The following is a 19,077-nucleotide window of genomic DNA, read 5'->3' on the forward strand; positions in this document are numbered from 1 at the left end:
TGTTACACTGCGCTTCCTCATCAACAAAGCGTGAGCCATAAGCAGCTCGCAAAAATATCCATGTTTTTGACGTGTTTAGCGTGAAAATTGACCTAATTAAATTATCCTGACAAAGAGGATTTCGTTATGGGCAGCTATAAACCAGACCGCAATTCTTCGGCCTACCTCAATTCGAGCGAGGTAACGCCGAAGAACCTCTATTTGCGTCGCCGCGAATTTCTCATCGGCGCAGGCGCTATCGCTGCAACTGGATATGCGTCAGGCGCTTTCGCCGACCCTCTGAAAGCGGCAGCTTCAGCCTACAAAGTCGGTGAAAAGCTTACACCCAAAGAATCCGTCACGACTTATAATAATTTCTACGAATTTGGCACAGACAAAAGCGATCCGTCCGCCAATTCCGGTGACTTCAAGCCATTGCCATGGCGGTTGAGAATCGATGGCCTGGTCAAACAGCCCAAAGAATTCGACATACAGGATCTGATTGCCAAAATGCCGCTTGAAGAGCGCATTTATCGGATGCGCTGCGTCGAGGCATGGTCGATGGTCATCCCATGGATCGGCTTTTCGCTCTCAAGCCTGTTGAAGCAGGTCGAACCACTGGGCTCTGCAAAATATATCGCCTTCACTGGTGTTGTTCGTCCAGAAGAAATGCCCGGTCAAAAGGGACTGTTTCAGACGTTAAACTGGCCTTATGTCGAAGGCCTGCGCCTTGATGAGGCCATGCATCCGCTTACGATCCTCTCTGTCGGCCTTTATGGCGAAACACTCCCCAATGCCAATGGCGCCCCTGTTCGCCTCGTCGTGCCGTGGAAATACGGCTTCAAAGGCATCAAATCGATCACCAAAATCAGCTTTGTCGAAAAGCAGCCGCCGACATCATGGCAGCAGCAAGCCGCCAATGAATATGGCTTCTATGCCAATGTGAATCCTGAGGTCGATCATCCGCGCTGGTCACAGGCGACAGAACGCAGGATCGGTGAAGGCAGCTTCTTTAGCGCCAGCCGCCGCCCGACTTTGCCATTCAATGGCTATGCCGAGGAGGTTGCGTCACTTTATGACGGCATGTACCTGCGGACGAATTACTAATATGGCAGTCACAAAAGCCAGATCAGCAAGCATTACGGAACTCAAAATCTGGGGCCTTTACGCCCTCGGCTTCGTTCCGGCTATATGGACATTCTATTTAGGTGCTACCGACCAGCTTGGTGCCGATCCCGTCAAAAGCTTTGAGCATACGCTTGGGCTTTGGGCGCTGCGCTTTCTGATCCTGACGCTTCTGGTGACGCCAATTCGCGATTTAACCGGCATCAGTCTGCTGCGCTACCGACGTGCACTTGGCCTTCTGGCATTCTATTACGTTTTGATGCATATGACCGTTTATATGGTGCTGGATCAGGCATTGAATATTCCGGTGGTAATTGCGGATGTTATCCGCCGACCTTTCATCACCATCGGCATGATCAGTTTCGCGCTTTTAATACCGCTGGCGCTCACCTCCAATAATTGGTCCATGCGCAAGCTCGGTCGACGCTGGACCACATTGCACAAGCTGGTCTATGTCGCCATTGCCGGTGGTGCGATCCATTTCCTCATGTCTGTCAAAAGCTGGCCAGCAGAGCCAATCATCTATGCAGCCATTGTAACCGCACTTCTTATATGGCGCGTGGCACGGCGATTTACCAAACCAGCTAAACGAATAAAGCACAGACCAGAAACAGCGGTAATATTAAAGAATAGGATGTAATCCTCTTCCTCTTATAGGTTCTAATCTATCAGATAAATTGCCTGTAAATCAGGATAGGCCATGACATTCCAATGCAAATCATGCCAGTATCTCTATAAATTCGACAAGTGAAGCGGCGGGCGAGTACGGGATGTCAATGTCTTCTATAGGAAAATCCAGACCCGTACGCTTCACAGGCAAAATTGTATTCATTCTATTCGTTGTAATCTTTGCGATTTGGTCGAGCTTCGGAATGTGGTTCCAGCTTCCATTCGGCAATGCTGTGCGCGGCTCGATCATTGCAGCTTGGCTCTTCATTGCGCTTTGGGTGATCGTAGGCGAGCGTAAGCTCCATTGCCGACGCAAGCGGCTATTTTTCTGCCTGCTCGCACTTGCTTTTCTGACTTGGTGGGCAACGATCCGCCCATCACTCGACCGAATATGGGCACCCGAAGTGGCCCGCACTGTGACCGGCAAGGTAGAGGGCAATCAGGTTACGCTCTATAATGTACGTGATTTCGACTGGCAAACGACAGATGACTTCACCCCGAACTGGAAAGACGAAACCTACGACCTTAATAAAATAACCTCAGTCGATCTTTACCTGTCGTATTGGGCGGGACCTTCCATCGCGCACACGCTTTTATCGTTCGGCTTTGAAGATGGGCGCCATGTCGTGTTCTCTGGCGAAATCCGCAAGGAGCATCACGAAGTTTACTCCCCGATTGGTGGTTTTTTTCGTGAGTTTGAGCTTGCGATGATCGCTGCAGAAGAAAACGATATTATTTTCCTGCGTACCAATGTGCGCAAGGAAGACGTTTATCGCTATGAGATTGACCTCCCGCCAGCAGCCGCGAAAGAACTATTTCTGACTTATGTAGAGCGCGGCAACCAGCTCGCGCAAAAAGCCGAATTTTACAACACGGTGACGACCAACTGCACGACCATTATTTTCCAGATGGCGCGGTTTCTCGATCCGGGCATCCCGTTCGATTACCGCATTTTGCTGTCCGGTTATCTGCCCGGTTATCTCCATGACCATGGATGGATAAAGAACGATGGCAGCAGCACCGAAGAAGCCCGCCGGCGCGCATCCATTGATGCAAAGGCGCAAGCAGGCGGACGCGAGGGCTATTCAGAACGCATTCGCCAATAAAAAAACCCCGCTTGCGCGGGGTTTCCAATCAACAACTACAAAGAATTAGATTGCAGCGGTAATGATGATTTCGACCTTGTAATCAGGCGTTGCAAGCGCTGCTTCGCCGGTCGCACGGGCTGGTGTGTTGGCCTTATCGACCCAGCTATCCCAGACTGCGTTCATTTCGGCAAAGTCCTTCATGTCGGCAAGCCAGATGATCGCCTGAAGGATTTTCGACTTGTCAGAACCGGCAGCTTCGAGCAGACGATCGACTTCAACCAGAACGGCCTTGGTCTGATCGGTCACGCTTGCACCCGGCTCGCCAACCTGGCCAGCGAGATAAACGGTATTGCCGTGAACAACGGCCTGGCTCATACGTGGTCCGACTTCGATACGACGGATGCTCATGGTGAACTCCTCTCATGACTGCTGCGGATATACCCGCTTGTAAAAATGGTGCGCATCCTTATTAGAGCGCATCCTGAAAAGTGTGAAGCGGTTTTCAGACAAGATGCGCGTTAAAAAAATCAGGGATGATTTGGTCTGACCGATACACCTCGCCCCCTGCCCACTTTGGCAATGGCTGATACATATATAGTGTCAAGAATTATTGCCGGGCGATTGACTCTTTACACCCCTTTCCCTATAAGCCGCACCACGTTCGCCCATAAGGGTCAATGGATGGTTTTTGCTATCCTTCTTTATGGGAAAAGAACTCGCTCCTGTTCAATAGAGCTTGGTCCTGAAACGTAACTTTAGATTTCAGACAAGACCATGCTCGTCGTAAAGACAGAACCAAGAAGGGCCGCACACCGCGGTATTAAATAAATGAAGCGTACTTTTCAGCCATCCAACCTCGTCCGCAAGCGCCGTCACGGTTTCCGTGCACGTATGGCAACTGCCGCAGGTCGTAAAGTTCTTGCCGCTCGCCGTTCGCGCGGCCGCAAGCGGCTTTCCGCTTAATCTTTTCCCGCGCGACCAGCGCGGTGAATAAAGATATGAAAAAGCAGAAACAAATACTCCGCCTTCGCAAGAGAGCGGAGTTTTTGTCTGTCAGGAATGGTGAAAAACGGCGTGGTCCACTGTTTCTTTTGGAAGTCCGGGAACGGTCTGAAGAAGAATCTGCGGCGGCCAAAATCGGCGACAACCCCCGCGCAGGCTTCACTGTCACCAAGAAAAACGGCAATGCAGTGATACGCAATCGTATCCGTCGCAGGTTGCGAGAAGCGGTTCGTTGTCACGTGGGGAGTGACATGGCGCTCTCGACCGACTATGTCATCGTAGCACGCGAGCAAGCACTTACTGCGCCCTTTTCGCAACTGACCGCGGAACTCTCCAAACGCTTAAAAGCGACGGATGGTAGGCGCGGCGAAAAGAAACGCCGAACGGAAAGACCGGAATCAGGACCCGTCGATGGAAAATAATCGTAATTTCTTCATAACCATTGCACTGTCCATCCTCGTATTAACGCTGTGGCAAGTATTCTATCTGGGACCGAAAACGGAAGCCCAGCGGGAACAGACACGCATTGAGGAGCAGCAGCGCCAGACCCAGCAAGCCACACAAAATGGCGCTCAGGGCGATACTCCACAGATGTCGGGCACACCCGGCGCAGTTCCAGGCCAGCACGATGGTGCAGTCGCGGGCGGCACACTGACCCGCGAAGCAGCCGTTGCTCAGACACAGCGCGTCGATATCGACACGCCTTCGCTGCGCGGTTCGATCAATCTGACCGGTGCACGTCTTGATGACCTCTATCTCAAGAATTATCGCGAAACGATTGACCCTAAATCGCCTGAAATTGAGCTGCTCGCTCCATCGGGTCTGAAGCAGGGCTATTTCGTAGAGCTCGGCTTTGCGGGCAATGACGCTGTTGGACAGGTTCCCGGCCCAAACACCGTCTGGTCGGTTGAAGGCAACAACAAGCTGACTCCATCGACGCCTGTGACGCTGACATATACCAACGATAAGAACATTAACTTTAAGCGCATTATCTCGGTTGACGATGCCTATATGTTCGAAGTTGACGACACGATCACCAACAATGCTAGCACTCCGGTCTCGCTTGCTTCTTATGGCCGCGTAACCCGCTTCAACCAGCCTGAACATGCAAGTGCGACTTACGTTCTCCATGAAGGACTGATCGGCGTCATGGGTCAGGACGGCTTGCAGGAAATCAAATATTCCAAGGTCGAAGACGACAAGGACATTTCGTTCAAGGACGTCACCGGCGGCTGGGTTGGTATCACCGACAAATACTGGGCAGCGACGCTTGTTCCTCCTCAGACTGAGAAGTTTACCGCCCGTTTCTCGCACTTCACCGATGGTCGTCCACGCTACCAGTCTGATCTTCTAAGCGCCCCGGTCACTATCGATGCCGGTCAGTCGCAGACGATCAAGAACCATGTTTTCGCTGGTGCAAAGGTCGTTCAGGACATTCAGAACTACGAAACAAAGCTCGGCATCAAGCAGTTTGAACTGCTGATCGACTGGGGCTGGTTCTACTTCATTACCAAGCCGATGTTCTACCTCATCGACTGGATCTACAAGTTCTCCGGCAACTTCGGCGTCGCCATTCTGCTTGTCACCGTTTTGCTCAAAGGCCTCTTCTTCCCGCTTGCCAACAAGTCTTACAAGTCGATGGCCCGCATGAAGCTCGTGCAGCCAAAAATGACGGAAATACGCGAGAAATACGCGGATGATAAGATGAAGCAGCAGCAGGAAATGATGCAGCTTTACAAGCAGGAAAAGATCAATCCGCTTGCAGGTTGCTGGCCAGTTCTGGTTCAGATTCCGGTGTTCTTCGCGCTTTATAAGGTTCTCTACGTCACCATCGAAATGCGCCATGCGCCGTTCTTTGGCTGGATTCATGACCTTGCAGCACCAGATCCAACCTCGATCTTCAACCTGTTTGGTTTGCTGCCTTTCGCAGTTCCGGCCTTCCTGATGATCGGTGTCTGGCCAATCATCATGGGCATTACCATGTTCCTGCAAATGCGCATGAACCCGACGCCTCCGGATCCAACACAGGCGATGATCTTCACCTGGATGCCTATAATCTTCACATTCATGCTGGCATCGTTCCCAGCTGGCCTGGTGATCTACTGGGCATGGAACAACACGCTTTCCATCCTCCAGCAGGGCTTCATCATGAAGCGTCAGGGCGTTAAGATTGAACTCTTTGACAATCTGAAAGACGTATTCAAGCGAAAGCCGAAAGAGGCGAAGAAATAAAACGTAAAAAGCCCCGCCTTTGCGGGGCTTTTTTTGTGCTGTACCATGCTCAGTGGTTGACAATGCAACGCGTAACCTTGATGCGTGTATTCTTTAGATTATGCGATCAGGAATACGACATTGAGCGATCAGGACAAGAAGCTGGTAGCAGCCCAGTTAGCAGCAGATGCGACCCGCGCGGCACATGCGGCCCTGGTTGAAGAAGGACGTCTCCTCTTCAAGAAGTCTTGGATTTTTATCCGCGGCGTACCTTCTATGAAGTTTCTGCCGCTGGAAGGCCCCGTGGAAATTGCCTTTGCCGGACGTTCCAACGTCGGCAAGTCATCGCTCATCAATGCGATTGTCGGCAAGAAGGCGCTAGCTCGTACATCCAACACGCCGGGCCGCACGCAGGAACTCAATTACTTTGTTCCCGATGGCTATTCCGGCGAGAATGGCGACCTTCCGCCATTGGCACTCGTTGACATGCCGGGCTACGGTTTTGCAGAAGCGCCGAAAGCACATGTCGATGCATGGACGCGACTTGTGTTCGATTATCTACGTGGCCGCACGACACTCAAGCGCGTTTATCTCCTCATAGACTCGCGCCACGGCATCAAGAAAAATGACGCAGACGTACTCGATCTCCTCGACAAAGCAGCTGTGTCTTATCAGATCGTTTTGACCAAGACCGACAAGATCAAGGCTGCGGGCATTCCGCGTTTGATCGAGGAAACCCATGCGCTCACGAAAAAGCGTGCGGCCTGTTTTCCCGGCATCATCACGACGTCGTCGGAAAAGGGCCTAGGCCTTGATGAGCTACGCGCAGCAATCGCACTCGTGGCAAAGGAATAGGCCTAAATCAGCTTGGGCAAACATCGGACTGATGGTTTAGCCCCTGATTGAGCTGCTCAAATTGTGTGGTGGTTTTCGAGCCATCACGCGTGATACGCACCACATAGATGCTATCAAAATCAGTGCCCTCCCACTTGGGAACAGCGGCTTTGTCTCCGCCCTCAGCCTTCAGAATATTTCGGGCCAGCTTGACGATCTGCTTGTGTTCCCAGCCGATCAGAACGATGGCATCTTTATATTCTGGCTTTTCAAGCGCATTCTGTAACTTCGCTATATCCTGATACCCAAAGCTCGTATCGACGGGCATGCCGAATTTTATCGCTGTTGGTTCAACGGTCGCGAGCGGGCGATTGTAGGCATAGTGAGCGCCTTTATCTTCTTTCAGCTCCGCAGGGTTTGGGGCAAAAATAACATCAGGTTTGCCAAACTCTGCCTCTATGACGGCTGGCAATTTCAGCGAACGGTTTAGCCCGCGACAATTGAGCTGTCCCAGCCCCTGCTCCGGCTTTTCACCATGTCTGACCATGATAATGGTCTCGGTTGTAGGTGTTGCCTGCGCTGCGCCTAAACTCGCGAGAGAAATAATTGCCGTAAAAATTATTCGCTGCATGAAAATGCTCCATTCAAAGAACGAGGTTTGCGCGCTTATCATGGCTTTTAATACGGCGATCCAAGCCAAGCCGTTCAAATAATCGCGAACAAAAATCGGAAAACCGTTTTACAGGGCCGCACATATTGCTTAGAAAAGCCTGCCTCTCTTGCCCTGTCGCCAGCCATGGAACCCACGATGACGACTCTTGAAAATCCTGAAATGCAAGCGCAACTCCTCTCAGCAGCCCTGCCCTATATGCAGCGCTACGAGAACAAGAATGTCGTGGTTAAATATGGCGGTCATGCCATGGGTAACCCAGAACTCGGCAAAGCCTTTGCCCGCGACATCGCGCTGTTGAAGCAATCAGGCATCAACCCAATCGTTGTGCATGGTGGTGGCCCGCAGATTCAGGCGATGTTGACCAAGCTCGGCATTGAATCACGTTTTGAAGGCGGTCTTCGCGTCACCGACGAAAAGACAGTTGAAGTGGTTGAAATGGTTCTGGCCGGTTCCATCAACAAGGAAATCGTCGCCCTCATCAACGCCGAAGGCGAATGGGCCATCGGACTTTGCGGTAAAGACGGCAACATGGTTTTCGCGCGCAAAGCGCACAAGACTGTTATTGATCCAGATTCCAACATCGAAAAAGTGCTTGATCTGGGCTTTGTAGGAGAACCGGCAGAAGTTGACCGCACGCTTCTCGATCTGCTGGCACGCTCGGAAATGATTCCCGTGATCGCACCTGTCGCTCCGGGCCGCGATGGTCACACTTACAACATCAATGCAGATACCTTTGCAGGTGCTATTGCTGGTGCACTGGCTGCAACGCGTCTTCTGTTCCTAACCGACGTTCCAGGCGTTCTCGACAAGGACAAAAACCTCATCAAGGAATTGTCGGTTGCTGATGCGCAAGCGCTCATCAAAGACGGCACAATTTCTGGCGGCATGATACCAAAGGTCGAAACCTGCATCGATGCGATCCGTCGCGGCGTTGAAGGCGTTGTCATTCTGAACGGCAAGACGCCGCATTCGGTTTTGCTTGAGCTTTTCACCGAACATGGTGCCGGAACATTGATTGTACCGTAATCCGTTAGCCGCCTTCGGGCGGCTTTTTCTTGGCTCGCCTTCGTGACATAAAGACTTATGACCAATCAACCTGATGCTCCGGCGTTTGCCCACGTTACCGACTGGGTATTCGACCTCGACAATACGCTCTATCCGCACGCAGCCGATCTGTTTTCCCAGATCGATGTGCGGATGACAAACTATGTCGAGAAGCTGCTCAACCTGCCGCATGACGAAGCGCGCAAAATTCAGAAGCAGTTTTATCTGGAATATGGCACCACGCTCAAAGGCCTGATGGAATGCCATGAAATCGACCCGGACGATTTTCTCAAGCACGTCCATGATATCGATTACACTTGGCTGACACCTGATCCTGCTCTTGGAGAAGCAATTCGCGCCCTGCCCGGTCGCCGCTTCATCTTCACCAATGGCGATCGCGGCCATGCAGAGCGTGCAGCACGTCAGCTCGGTATCCTTGATGATTTCGACGATATTTTCGACATCGTTGCCGCTGGCCTGACGCCTAAGCCCGAACGCGTCACCTATGACCGTTTTCTCGGCGCATTCGGCATTGATGCACAAAAAGCTGTGATGTTTGAAGATTTGGCGCGCAATCTCGTTGTACCGAAGACATTGGGCATGAAAACCGTGCTGATTGTGCCAAATAATTTCGAGCCAACATTCTCAGAGATTTGGGAAAGCGACCCTGAGTTTACTGATCAGGTTGATTATGTAACCGACAATCTGACACAGTTTCTGGAAACCATCATTGCAGTCAAATAAAAAAAGCCCGGTTGATCATAACCGGGCTTTTTCATTCTCAATCAGAGCTTATAGAAACTCTTGATCTCGTCCCAAGCTTCGTCCGCCGTATCGACGAAGGTCAGCAATTCAATATCGGCAGGCGAAATCGTTCCCTGCTCTGCAAGAAATTCGATATTGATCGCCTTGCTCCAGAATTCTTTGCCAAACAGGATAAGCGGCATACGCTCCATACGGTCAGTCTGGATGAGCGTCATGGCTTCAAACAACTCGTCCATCGTGCCAAAGCCACCCGGAAACACGCAAATTGCTTTTGCGCGCATGAGAAAATGCATCTTGCGCAGCGCAAAATAATGGAAGTTGAAACACAGTTCAGGCGTCACATAGCTATTCGGTGCCTGCTCATGCGGCAAAACGATATTAAGACCAATGGTCGGCGCGCCAACATCCGCAGCCCCGCGGTTTCCCGCTTCCATCACGCCCGGACCACCGCCCGTCACGACAATAAACTCGCGATAATAGGTCGTCGCTGAATATTCAGAGCAAATGCGGGCAAACTTGCGCGCTTCTTCATAATAGCGCGAATTGGCCTCAAGGTTCTTTTTCTGGACTTCGTTTTTCGCAGCCCATGCGTCACCACCCGGTTCGGGAATACGCGCGCCACCGAACATAACAACCGTCGATTTGATACCACGATCCGCAAGGATCAGTTCTGGTTTCAGAAGCTCAAGCTGAAGCCGGATCGGACGCATATCGCGCCGCGTCATGAAGTCATCATCCATGAAGGCAAGCCGATAAGCTTCGGCCTCGGTCTGAGGTGTCTTTGGCACCGTGCGCGCCTGTTTTGCAGCTTCCTCAGAATTTGGGAAAGGCGTCCAGCCTGTCTTCTCCATCGGGTTCATGCTTGCCTGCTCCTTCAATTTCAATGCGTATCGATGCCTTAGCATTATTCTCGGCGTTAAATTCTTAATCTGGCGCAATTGCGATCAGTTATTTCGCACAATAACGCGATTGACCCCTATCCTGCCTTCGCTTAATCACTTCTATAACAAGTGCCGACCGAAAAGACGGCATCCGCTTACCCTGCCATTTTATGGAGACCGCCATATGACCAAGCCAGATTTCGCCTCCCTTGAGAAGGTCATCGAAAAGGCTTTTGACGAGCGCGATGGCATAAGCACTGCAACCCGCGGCGAAGTTCGCGATGCAGTTGAGCAGTCGCTCCTTTTGCTTGATCGTGGTGAAGCGCGTGTGGCAGAAAAACAGGCGGACGGCAACTGGCAGGTTAATCAGTGGCTCAAGAAAGCAGTGTTGCTTTCGTTCCGTCTCAACCCGATGCAGATCATCAAGGGCGGCCCCGGCGAAGCTTCTTGGTGGGACAAAGTTCCTTCCAAATTTGATGGATGGACCGCCAATGAATTTGAAAAAGCTGGCATTCGTGCCGTACCAAATTCGGTTGTTCGCTATTCGGCCTACATCGCGCCTAACGCGATTCTAATGCCTTCCTTCGTCAATCTTGGTGCTTATGTCGATGAAGGCACAATGGTCGATGCATGGGCGACTGTGGGCTCCTGCGCACAGATCGGCAAGAATGTGCATCTTTCCGGCGGCGTTGGCATCGGTGGCGTTCTGGAACCAATGCAGGCAGGGCCAACCATCATTGAAGACAATTGCTTCATCGGTGCACGTTCTGAAGTCGTTGAAGGCTGCATTATCCGCGAAGGTGCCGTGCTCGGCATGGGCGTGTTCATCGGCAAATCGACCAAGATTGTTGATCGTGCAACCGGCGAAATCTTCTATGGCGAAGTGCCACCTTATTCAGTCGTCGTTGCTGGCACGATGCCGGGCAAGCCGTTCCCGAATGGTGAAGCAGGCCCAGGTCTTTATTGCGCTGTGATCGTCAAGCGTGTTGATGAAAAGACGCGCTCCAAGACCTCAATCAACGAACTGCTGCGCGATTAATGGCTCTGCAAAGTTAAAGAAAAAAGGCGAAGCTCTAAAGCTTCGCCTTTTTTGTATTCACTGCCAGAAAGCTTATTTCTGGTAGCTCGAAGGCGATGCATCGCCGAAACGATGTGCAGAACCATCGCTATAGGTCTGTGTCTGGATCGACGCAGGTGCTGTGTAATCAACGCCCTGTGTTGCAACTGGTGTGCGATCATTTGCATAAAGGTCTGCTGGAATACCAACATTTGGATTTTCAGCAAAGGCAGCACTCGCGCTAAGAGCAAGGGCAGCAGCAGCAAGAACAAACTTATTCATTTTCATAATCCTTCTATCACCCCATCGGATGGCAATCTGCCTTTCCCTTCGGGGACTCCGGGATGGCAAACAACCATCCTCCGGGGAGATTTGTTAAATTGATCATTTTCAAATATCGGGTTGTAAGAACCTTGGGAGGCCGCACTTACAACCCGCAATCTCTGTCGTTACGATTTAAAATTAAACTGTAACGACCAATGTCATAATCGTATTCTTAGTTCTGGTAGCTCGATGGCGATGCATCACCAAAACGGTGAGCGGAACCATCCATATTGACCGTCTGGCCAATAGTTGCAGTCGCAGTGTTGTCTACGCGCTGCGAAGCAACAGGAGTGCGATCATTTGCATAAAGATCTGCAGGTTCACCTACATGTGGATTTTCAGCAAAAGCAGCACCGGCGCTAAGAGCAAGGGCAGCAGCAGCAAGAACAAACTTATTCATTTTCTATCTCCTTAGTCATTTGGGCGACGTTCTGTGCGTCGTCCTCATGAGCCTCAAATGGGTGACAGTGATGAAAAGTTCCAGTCACGAAAATGTTTTCTTAATCACACATTCGTGCGCCCAACTTCTTCCAACAGGCATGTAAAAATTAGAATTATATATTTTTTACAATATGTTGAATCATATATCAGCAGTAACCAATTTGTTATCATGTCATTTTTGTTCACTTTTTGCGAACACTGTGTCGCCTTTTATTGTGTAACAATATCGAACAATGAATGGTGTTAATCACAATTGCACGACTAACGATTTCATCTGCAATCTTAAAAAATACACTGAGTCTGGGTGTGCTAATCGCGCAAATGAAAAAGGGATCGCGCTATGCGACCCCTTCTGCCTGACAGCTCTCGCTTATAGTGATTAAATTAATTGCTGGCGACGTTTACAGAGCGGCCTGCAATTGAAACCCACTGCCCCGAATGCGACGGTGACTGCATTTTAATATAGCGATAAGAGGTCTTCTCAACCGGCAAAACATCGGCGCGCATATTGTCGAGAATGTAATCACCGCTATCGGTTCGCACGGTCAGCACGATATGTGCCTCGCTTCCCTGCACCATCGTGATCAAAAGCTGCGACGGGCTGATCCCGCGTGCCATAAGCTTGGCACGCTTCAACAGTACATAATCCTCGCAGTCGCCTTTGCCATTCTTCGGAATGGTCCAGTAATCACGCTTGCCGTAGTTATCCTGATCGGAAACCGGTTTGATGGCCGCATTGACCGAAGCATTGACGCTTTGCAGCAGCTTCATACGATCTGGCGTCAGTTTCATCGGCGCCAATGCACGATGCGCGCCGCAGTCACGTGGTGTACGTTTGCAATAATCAAGATGGCCATAGGGAATGCTGGTAATCCCGCCTGCCTCACTCCATTGCGCAGCCTGAGACGGAACAAGCATTATCCCGGATAGAGCGACGAATGCGGTTGCGGTTGCGGTTGCAATCAATAAACGCATAGCGGATTCCCATTTTTTAAAATGCTCCGAAAAGCATTTTCCAGAAACTGTTCCCAGATGACCGGCCCGTTTCCCGGGTCTCGCTATCAACCTTTTTTTAACTAACGATGACAGTGGCCCTCTGGTCAAGGAAATTTCATTCCCGATTTGCGACATTCTGAGAAAAGCCGCGATTAAAAGAGCTTTCGTCCGCGGAACCTCCATTTTGTAAACCCCATGCGCATTGCATCTTGTTTACGGTAACAAGGGATTGTTGTTTCATCTGGGAGCGTCCCGATCTAATCTCAAGCCCACACGATTCTCAGAACAAAGCTTTGACATCATGAGCCTTCCAACCAATCCCGCTGAAAACCTCGCTGCTCTCATTCGTTGCCCGTCGGTAACGCCCGCTGAAGGCGGCGCGCTGACCGCATTAGAAACAATGCTTAAGCCTATGGGCTTTTCGATCGAGCGCCCGGTCTTCATCGACGAAGATACGCCGGACATTGAAAACCTCTATGCGCGCAAGTCTGGCAATGGCGCGCATCTGATGTTTGCAGGCCATACGGATGTGGTGCCTCCCGGCAATGAAAGCGACTGGAAGCATCCGCCTTTCGCTGCCGCTATTGAAGACGGCATCATGTATGGTCGCGGTGCGGTTGATATGAAGGGTGGCATTGCCTGTTTCGTCGCAGCCGTGGCACGCCATGTTGAAAAGCACGGCAGCCTCAAGGGCAGCCTCTCCTTCCTCATCACAGGAGATGAAGAAGGCCCGGCAATCAACGGCACCGAAAAGCTTCTTAAATGGGCCAAGGACCGCGGCGAAAGCTGGGATGCGTCATTGGTCGGAGAACCGACCAATCCCGACACGCTTGGCGATATGATCAAGATCGGCCGTCGTGGTTCGCTTTCCGGCACGATTACGGTCCACGGTGTCCAGGGCCATGCTGCCTACCCTCATCTGGCAGAAAATCCGGTGCGCAGCATCACCACGCTTGTCGATAGCCTGCTTTATCCTGCTTTTGATGAAGGCACGGCAGATTTTCAGGCAAGCAATCTGGAAGTAACCACCATCGACGTAGGCAACAAGGCGACCAATGTTATTGCCAATCAGGCAACGGCTTCGTTCAACATTCGCTTCAACGATACTTGGACAGCCGATAGCCTGAAGGCTGAGATCAATTCGCGTCTTGAAAAGGCTTCGCGCAACGACCGTCTGCGTCCGGGCCGCGAAACGCCAATCAACTATGAACTGACATGGCGCGAACATCCAAGCCACGTCTTTCTGACCCGCGACGAGAAGCTGATCGAAACACTGACTTCTTCTGTTGAAGCTGTCACCGGCAAACGCCCTAAGCTTTCCACATCAGGCGGCACATCGGATGCGCGCTTTATTAAGGACTACTGCCCAGTCGTCGAGTTCGGCCTTGTAGGACAAACCATGCATATGGTTGACGAACGTGTTGCCTTGTCTGATCTTGAAGGCCTGACACAGATCTACGAACGGTTTATCGCTGATTTTTTCGAATAAAGGACAGATATGCCCAGTCTGGATAATATTTTCAGATATTTCACGGGTGTATGGAAGATGATGCTTGGCCGCAAAGACGGTCTTGCATATCTCGACATCTCGGCAGAAGATTTCTGGACATCTTTCTATGCGATTATCGTTGCCTTGCCACCCCTGCTGGCCACATGGGTTGCCTATGCGGCTGATCTCACCGCAGGACGGGAAGAGGCAGGGCTTCGTCTCGCAATCGTTACCCGTGCGGCATGTGTCGACCTGGCCGCCTGGGTGCTGCCAATCGTTATTCTTGGACTTATTGCCAAGCGCATCGGCATTTCAAAACGCTACGGCCCTTATGTAATTGCGACCAATTGGGGCAGCGCATTGCTGGCTTGGCTCTTTGCGCCGATTACATTGCTTCAACTATTATTTCCAGGATTTCTTGATTTCGCAACGCTGTTTGCCCTCGTACTTTTCGGCATATCAATCATCCTGAGCTACCGACTGACTTTTACGGTGCTGCAACGCCCTCACGCCTATGTTGCACCATTTTTCGCGTGCATGTTCTTCGGCTCACTGTTCATCACAGTGTTTCTGCAGCAGCTTTTTGGCATCGGTATTGGCACCGAAAGCTTCTAAAAAGGAAATGGGTAATCAACGCCGATCAGATAAAGCCCGTAAGGCGGCGCAACCTGACCGCAAGCTTTGCGATCTTTGGCCTCAAGTGCCGCCTGCAAATCATCAGCCGTCCAGCGCCCAACACCTACTTCCATCAGGCTTCCGGCAAAAGAGCGCACCTGATTATGCAGGAATGAGCGCGCCGAAACCCGCATTTCAACATAATCGCCAGTGCGCGTAATATCGAGCCGGTCGAGCGTTTTTATCGGACTTTTTGCCTGACATTGCGTTGCGCGAAATGTCGTAAAATCATGCTCACCCAGCAATCGCTTCGCAGCTTCATGCATGGCTTCGTGGTCAAGGCGCTTTTGCACCCACCAGACACGCTGATAATCTATCGCTAACGGTGAACGACGGTTGTGAATGCGATAAAGATAATGTCGGCCACGCGCCGAGAACCGTGCATCAAAAGCTTCCGTTGTCTTTTCGACATTGAGAATGCTAATGCGTTCATTGGCCATCACCAGATGCGCGTTTAACGCATCGCGCACTTTCGCAGCCCCCCAATCCTTGGTCAGATCAACATGGATGATCTGCGCGCTCGCATGAACACCCGCATCGGTGCGACCTGCCGCACTCAATGTCAGATCTTCGCCGCAGAACTTCTTAAACGCGAGTTCAATGGCGTTCTGCACAGCATAGCCATTTTCCTGCCGCTGCCAGCCGACATAAGGCGTGCCGTCATATTCGACAGTGATCTTATAACGCGGCACCGCTCAGAAAACCTTCGTGACTTGTGCGCCACGCAGAAAATCCTGCGCAGCCAAAGGCTTGCCACCCGACCGTTGCAACGTCACAAGCCGCACGGCACCATCACCACAGGCAATCGTCAGCCGATCATCGAGCACCGTACCCGGCACACCGCTGCCCTCGCCCCCCATAGCCCCACCCAATGTCGAGCGCTGGAGCTTCACCCGTTCGACCGCACCATTGATTTCCATCTCGCACCATGCGCCCGGAAACGGCGACAGACCGCGAATGGTATTATGCACATCCTTCGCAGGCTTGGACCAATCGATGCGCGCTTCAGCCTTGTCGATCTTGGCGGCATAGGTCACGCCATCTTCGTCCTGCGGCTGAAGTGCGAGACTTTCACGCTCGAGCGCACCAAGCGCTCGTACCATCAAATCGGCACCGATCATGCTCAATCGATCATGCAGTTCACCCGCCGACATATCCGGCGTTATAGCAACTTTTTCCGCCATTGCCACCGGACCGGTATCAAGACCCGCATCCATTTTCATGATCATCATGCCGGTTTCGGTATCGCCCGACATGATAGCACGCTGAATGGGTGCAGCACCGCGCCAGCGTGGCAGAAGCGAGGCATGACCATTGTAACAACCCAGACGCGGCGCATCCAAAATCGCCTGCGGCAACAGCAAGCCATAGGCCACGACAATCGCGACATCCGCTTCAAGACTTGCAAAGACATCCTGCTCTTCCGCACCCTTGAGGCTTTTTGGCGTGAAAACCGGAATGCCGAATTCCTCGGCCTTTTCATGCACAGGCGATTTGGTCAGTTCCAGCCCGCGACGGCCAGCCGGACGCGGCGGCTGCGAATAAACCGCCACGACTTCATAGCCCTGCCCGATGATGGCTGTGAGGATTGGCACCGAGAAATCCGGTGTTCCCATAAAAACAATCCGCATCACAAAGGCCTGTTTGACGCACGCTGACTGGCGAGCTTCTTGAACTTCTTGATGACCATATCGCGCTTCAATTTGGAAATATGATCGATGAACAGCACACCATTGAGATGATCTATTTCGTGCTGCAAGCAGGTCGCCATCAGCCCATCGGCCTCCATCGACTTTTCCTTGCCATCCGCATCGAAATAATTGACCTTGATGGTCGCAGGCCGCTCAACCTCCGCATAATAATCCGGGATTGAAAGACAGCCCTCTTCATAGACGCTGCGCTCATCGGACGAGGCGACAATCTCAGGATTGATGAAGACGTGCGGCTCCTTCGGAGCATCTTCCTTTGCGAGATCAATCACCAGCATCCGCAGAGGCTGACCCACCTGAATGGCAGCAAGACCGATGCCCGGCGCGTCATACATCGTGTCGAACATGTCGGCTGCGAATTTGCGCAACTGATCGTCAAAGCGCTCAACCGGCTTCGAAAGCTCGCGCAGAACGGGATCGGGAAGGATAATGAGCGGTTTAATAGACATGCGCTTCACGTAATCGCTTGCGTGAGAATCGTCAATTGGGGATTAAAAATGTTCTTGTTTTGATCTCATCAAGACACCACGAATCAGTTAAGCTTAGCCTATGGAAAACCAGAATCTCTTGAACGAACCGATTTTGCAGCTTGGCGCAACCACGTTCACGCTGGGAAATATCCTGCTTGCAGGCATAGTTGCGCTGGTGCTGTGCTTGTGCATTTTTCTCATCGCCTCGGCGCGTTCTGCCCGTCTTAGGGCCGTCGCAGAGGCGCAGGCAGAGGATCGTGCGCGCGATGCCGAATATCGAATGGCGGAGATTCTGAAAGCACAGTCCGAAATGCAAGGCCGCATGCAGACCATGGCAGAAGTGTTCGGCTCACGACAGGCGGAACTCAACCAATCAATCCGCGAGCGCCTTGATGGCATGACCCATCGTATCGGCCAGACCATGACCGAGCAGACGCGCTCAACCCATGAAAACCTCGCCAAATTGCAGGAGCGTCTGGCGGTCATCGACACGGCGCAAAACAATATCCAGTCGCTCGCCGGTCAGGTCGTGCAATTGCAAGCGATCCTCGCCAATAAGCAGACGCGCGGCGCATTCGGCCAGTCGCGTATGGAAGCGATTATCGCCGACGGCCTTCCACAAGGCGCTTACGAATTTCAGGCAACACTTTCCAACAGTACCCGCCCAGATTGCCTTGTGCGGATGCCGAACAAATCCCCCTCACTGGTTGTTGATGCGAAATTCCCGCTCGAAGCATGGAATTCCATGCGCGCGGCAGAAGCGCCGGAAGCTAAAAAGGTCGCCGTTGCGCAGTTCCGCCGCGATATGGAAGTGCACATCAAAGATATATCGGAAAAATATCTGATCACCGGCGAGACACAGGACACGGCGTTCCTGTTCGTGCCTTCCGAGTCAATTTTTGCTGATATACACGAACATTTCGAGGCGATCATCCAGCGCGCGCACCGCGCAAGGATCGTGATTGTTTCACCATCGCTGCTGATGTTGTCCATTCAGGTCATTCAGGCGATCCTGAAAGATGCCCGCATGCGCGAACAGGCCCATGTCATTCAGGGCGAAGTGGTGCGGCTGATGGAAGATGTGGGCCGTCTCGATGAACGTGTGCGCAAGCTGCAAACGCATTTCATACAGGCTAACAAGGACATCGACGATATTCTGGTATCGTCCAACAAAGTCACCAAACGCGGCGCAAAAATTGAAGCGCTTGAGTTTGGCCCAGCCCCTGTGGAAGAACCATCGAGCGCCCAAACACGTCCGGCAGAAAACTCTGGTAAACAATTGCATTTACGTATTGTGGACGAAGACTAGAAACAATCGAAACAAGTTCGCATGATCCTATAATCAATGACATCTTCACCCGCTCTTACGCATCGTGCGACTTCGACGCTTGCATGTCGATTTTTGACAGCAACCTTCCGACCTTCTTTGTTATGGAAGAGCGTGCGGAATTTAGCGAATTTCTGCGGGTAACAAACACCACGGAAAACCCTTATATCGTTTTCACGCTTAAAGGTTCAGTCATCGCCTGCGGCGGACTAACCATTCAAAAAGGAAAAAGAAAGGCGTCCCTGTCATGGGGAATCGTCGATAGAGCATTTCATCGAAAAGGCCTGGGAACACGTTTGACGCAAGATCGGTTGACCC

Annotated in this window: 23 protein-coding genes; 14 read left to right on the forward strand and 9 right to left on the reverse strand. The window is 51.7% G+C overall.

The features are described 5' to 3' along the window. The first annotated feature begins 126 nt into the window (after positions 1 to 126). The 3 genes from msrP (at position 127) to CEV31_RS02855 (ending at position 2,879) form a co-directional block, all read left to right on the forward strand. Positions 127 to 1,086: a protein-methionine-sulfoxide reductase catalytic subunit MsrP gene (gene msrP / locus CEV31_RS02845; RefSeq protein WP_094505384.1), complete on the forward strand. Its 960-nt coding sequence runs from the start codon at positions 127 to 129 to the stop codon at positions 1,084 to 1,086. A 1-nt stretch (position 1,087) separates the two neighbouring features. After that, a complete protein-coding gene (gene msrQ, locus CEV31_RS02850; protein ID WP_094505385.1) occupies positions 1,088 to 1,744 on the forward strand; it encodes a protein-methionine-sulfoxide reductase heme-binding subunit MsrQ in 657 nt (218 codons plus the stop codon). Positions 1,745 to 1,880: 136 nt separating this feature from the next. Beyond that, positions 1,881 to 2,879: an Lnb N-terminal periplasmic domain-containing protein gene (locus tag CEV31_RS02855; RefSeq protein WP_210190869.1), complete on the forward strand. Its 999-nt coding sequence runs from the start codon at positions 1,881 to 1,883 to the stop codon at positions 2,877 to 2,879. Between the two features lie 45 nt (positions 2,880 to 2,924). Here CEV31_RS02855 and CEV31_RS02860 read toward each other — a convergent pair whose 3' ends face one another. Continuing rightward, complete coding sequence (locus CEV31_RS02860) at positions 2,925 to 3,269, reverse strand: RidA family protein (RefSeq protein ID WP_094505387.1); 345 nt, start codon at positions 3,267 to 3,269, stop codon at positions 2,925 to 2,927. Positions 3,270 to 3,689: 420 nt separating this feature from the next. Between CEV31_RS02860 and rpmH the strand changes: the two genes are divergently transcribed. The 4 genes from rpmH (at position 3,690) to yihA (ending at position 6,929) form a co-directional block, all read left to right on the forward strand. Then, positions 3,690 to 3,824, forward strand: coding sequence for a 50S ribosomal protein L34 (rpmH, locus tag CEV31_RS02865; RefSeq protein ID WP_094505388.1), 135 nt, complete (start codon positions 3,690 to 3,692; stop codon positions 3,822 to 3,824). A 35-nt stretch (positions 3,825 to 3,859) separates the two neighbouring features. Next, positions 3,860 to 4,285: a ribonuclease P protein component gene (gene rnpA, locus CEV31_RS02870; protein ID WP_094505389.1), complete on the forward strand. Its 426-nt coding sequence runs from the start codon at positions 3,860 to 3,862 to the stop codon at positions 4,283 to 4,285. Next, complete coding sequence (yidC, locus tag CEV31_RS02875) at positions 4,275 to 6,095, forward strand: membrane protein insertase YidC (protein WP_094505390.1); 1,821 nt, start codon at positions 4,275 to 4,277, stop codon at positions 6,093 to 6,095. Before rnpA ends, yidC begins: the two co-directional genes overlap by 11 nt. 84 nt (positions 6,096 to 6,179) lie before the next feature. Continuing rightward, entirely contained in the window at positions 6,180 to 6,929 is a 750-nt protein-coding gene (gene yihA / locus CEV31_RS02880; protein WP_374847242.1) for a ribosome biogenesis GTP-binding protein YihA/YsxC, read from the forward strand. Positions 6,930 to 6,936: 7 nt separating this feature from the next. Here yihA and CEV31_RS02885 read toward each other — a convergent pair whose 3' ends face one another. Beyond that, positions 6,937 to 7,539, reverse strand: a complete 603-nt coding sequence (locus tag CEV31_RS02885) for a hypothetical protein (protein WP_094505417.1) — start codon at positions 7,537 to 7,539, stop codon at positions 6,937 to 6,939. A 177-nt stretch (positions 7,540 to 7,716) separates the two neighbouring features. On the opposite strand from CEV31_RS02885, the gene argB reads away from it, so the two are divergent. Together argB and CEV31_RS02895 are read left to right on the forward strand one after the other, a co-directional pair. Beyond that, positions 7,717 to 8,607, forward strand: coding sequence for an acetylglutamate kinase (gene argB / locus CEV31_RS02890; protein WP_094505418.1), 891 nt, complete (start codon positions 7,717 to 7,719; stop codon positions 8,605 to 8,607). A gap of 57 nt (positions 8,608 to 8,664) precedes the next feature. Further along, complete coding sequence (locus CEV31_RS02895) at positions 8,665 to 9,369, forward strand: pyrimidine 5'-nucleotidase (RefSeq protein ID WP_094505392.1); 705 nt, start codon at positions 8,665 to 8,667, stop codon at positions 9,367 to 9,369. Positions 9,370 to 9,410: 41 nt separating this feature from the next. Here the strand turns inward: CEV31_RS02895 and CEV31_RS02900 are convergent, their stop codons facing one another. Further along, complete coding sequence (locus tag CEV31_RS02900; protein ID WP_094505419.1) at positions 9,411 to 10,250, reverse strand: LOG family protein; 840 nt, start codon at positions 10,248 to 10,250, stop codon at positions 9,411 to 9,413. Between the two features lie 205 nt (positions 10,251 to 10,455). On the opposite strand from CEV31_RS02900, the gene dapD reads away from it, so the two are divergent. After that, positions 10,456 to 11,310 carry a 2,3,4,5-tetrahydropyridine-2,6-dicarboxylate N-succinyltransferase gene (gene dapD / locus CEV31_RS02905; RefSeq protein WP_094505393.1) on the forward strand — a complete coding sequence of 285 codons (855 nt, stop codon included), beginning with the start codon at positions 10,456 to 10,458 and terminating at the stop codon, positions 11,308 to 11,310. Positions 11,311 to 11,382: 72 nt separating this feature from the next. Here the strand turns inward: dapD and CEV31_RS02910 are convergent, their stop codons facing one another. The 3 genes from CEV31_RS02910 to CEV31_RS02920 form a co-directional block, all read right to left on the reverse strand. After that, positions 11,383 to 11,610 carry a hypothetical protein gene (locus CEV31_RS02910; RefSeq protein ID WP_094505420.1) on the reverse strand — a complete coding sequence of 76 codons (228 nt, stop codon included), beginning with the start codon at positions 11,608 to 11,610 and terminating at the stop codon, positions 11,383 to 11,385. A gap of 214 nt (positions 11,611 to 11,824) precedes the next feature. Further along, a complete protein-coding gene (locus CEV31_RS02915; RefSeq protein WP_094505394.1) occupies positions 11,825 to 12,052 on the reverse strand; it encodes a hypothetical protein in 228 nt (75 codons plus the stop codon). A 425-nt stretch (positions 12,053 to 12,477) separates the two neighbouring features. Beyond that, the gene (locus tag CEV31_RS02920) at positions 12,478 to 13,011 is read right to left on the reverse strand and encodes a transglutaminase-like cysteine peptidase (RefSeq protein WP_235818027.1); all 534 of its coding nucleotides are present in this window, start codon (positions 13,009 to 13,011) and stop codon (positions 12,478 to 12,480) included. 379 nt (positions 13,012 to 13,390) lie between these two features. Between CEV31_RS02920 and dapE the strand changes: the two genes are divergently transcribed. Beyond that, complete coding sequence (gene dapE / locus CEV31_RS02925; RefSeq protein ID WP_094505396.1) at positions 13,391 to 14,578, forward strand: succinyl-diaminopimelate desuccinylase; 1,188 nt, start codon at positions 13,391 to 13,393, stop codon at positions 14,576 to 14,578. A 9-nt stretch (positions 14,579 to 14,587) separates the two neighbouring features. Next, the gene (locus CEV31_RS02930; RefSeq protein WP_094505397.1) at positions 14,588 to 15,193 is read left to right on the forward strand and encodes a hypothetical protein; all 606 of its coding nucleotides are present in this window, start codon (positions 14,588 to 14,590) and stop codon (positions 15,191 to 15,193) included. Here CEV31_RS02930 and truA read toward each other — a convergent pair. The 3 genes from truA to def are packed head-to-tail and all read right to left on the reverse strand — an operon-like array spanning position 15,190 to position 17,411. Further along, entirely contained in the window at positions 15,190 to 15,945 is a 756-nt protein-coding gene (gene truA / locus CEV31_RS02935) for a tRNA pseudouridine(38-40) synthase TruA (RefSeq protein ID WP_094505398.1), read from the reverse strand. The genes CEV31_RS02930 and truA overlap by 4 nt on opposite strands. A 3-nt stretch (positions 15,946 to 15,948) precedes the next feature. After that, complete coding sequence (gene fmt / locus CEV31_RS02940) at positions 15,949 to 16,884, reverse strand: methionyl-tRNA formyltransferase (protein WP_094505399.1); 936 nt, start codon at positions 16,882 to 16,884, stop codon at positions 15,949 to 15,951. Next, a complete protein-coding gene (gene def / locus CEV31_RS02945) occupies positions 16,884 to 17,411 on the reverse strand; it encodes a peptide deformylase (protein WP_094505400.1) in 528 nt (175 codons plus the stop codon). The genes fmt and def overlap by 1 nt, the downstream gene beginning before the upstream one ends. 100 nt (positions 17,412 to 17,511) lie before the next feature. On the opposite strand from def, the gene CEV31_RS02950 reads away from it, so the two are divergent. Both CEV31_RS02950 and CEV31_RS02955 read left to right on the forward strand, forming a co-directional pair. Next, positions 17,512 to 18,741: a DNA recombination protein RmuC gene (locus tag CEV31_RS02950; protein WP_094505401.1), complete on the forward strand. Its 1,230-nt coding sequence runs from the start codon at positions 17,512 to 17,514 to the stop codon at positions 18,739 to 18,741. A gap of 83 nt (positions 18,742 to 18,824) precedes the next feature. Beyond that, a partial coding sequence (locus CEV31_RS02955; protein ID WP_143850895.1) for a GNAT family N-acetyltransferase occupies positions 18,825 to 19,077 on the forward strand: 253 nt, incomplete at its 3' end.

The sequence above is a fragment of the Brucella thiophenivorans genome, assembly GCF_002252445.1.
Classification (GTDB): Bacteria; Pseudomonadota; Alphaproteobacteria; order Rhizobiales; family Rhizobiaceae; genus Brucella; species Brucella thiophenivorans.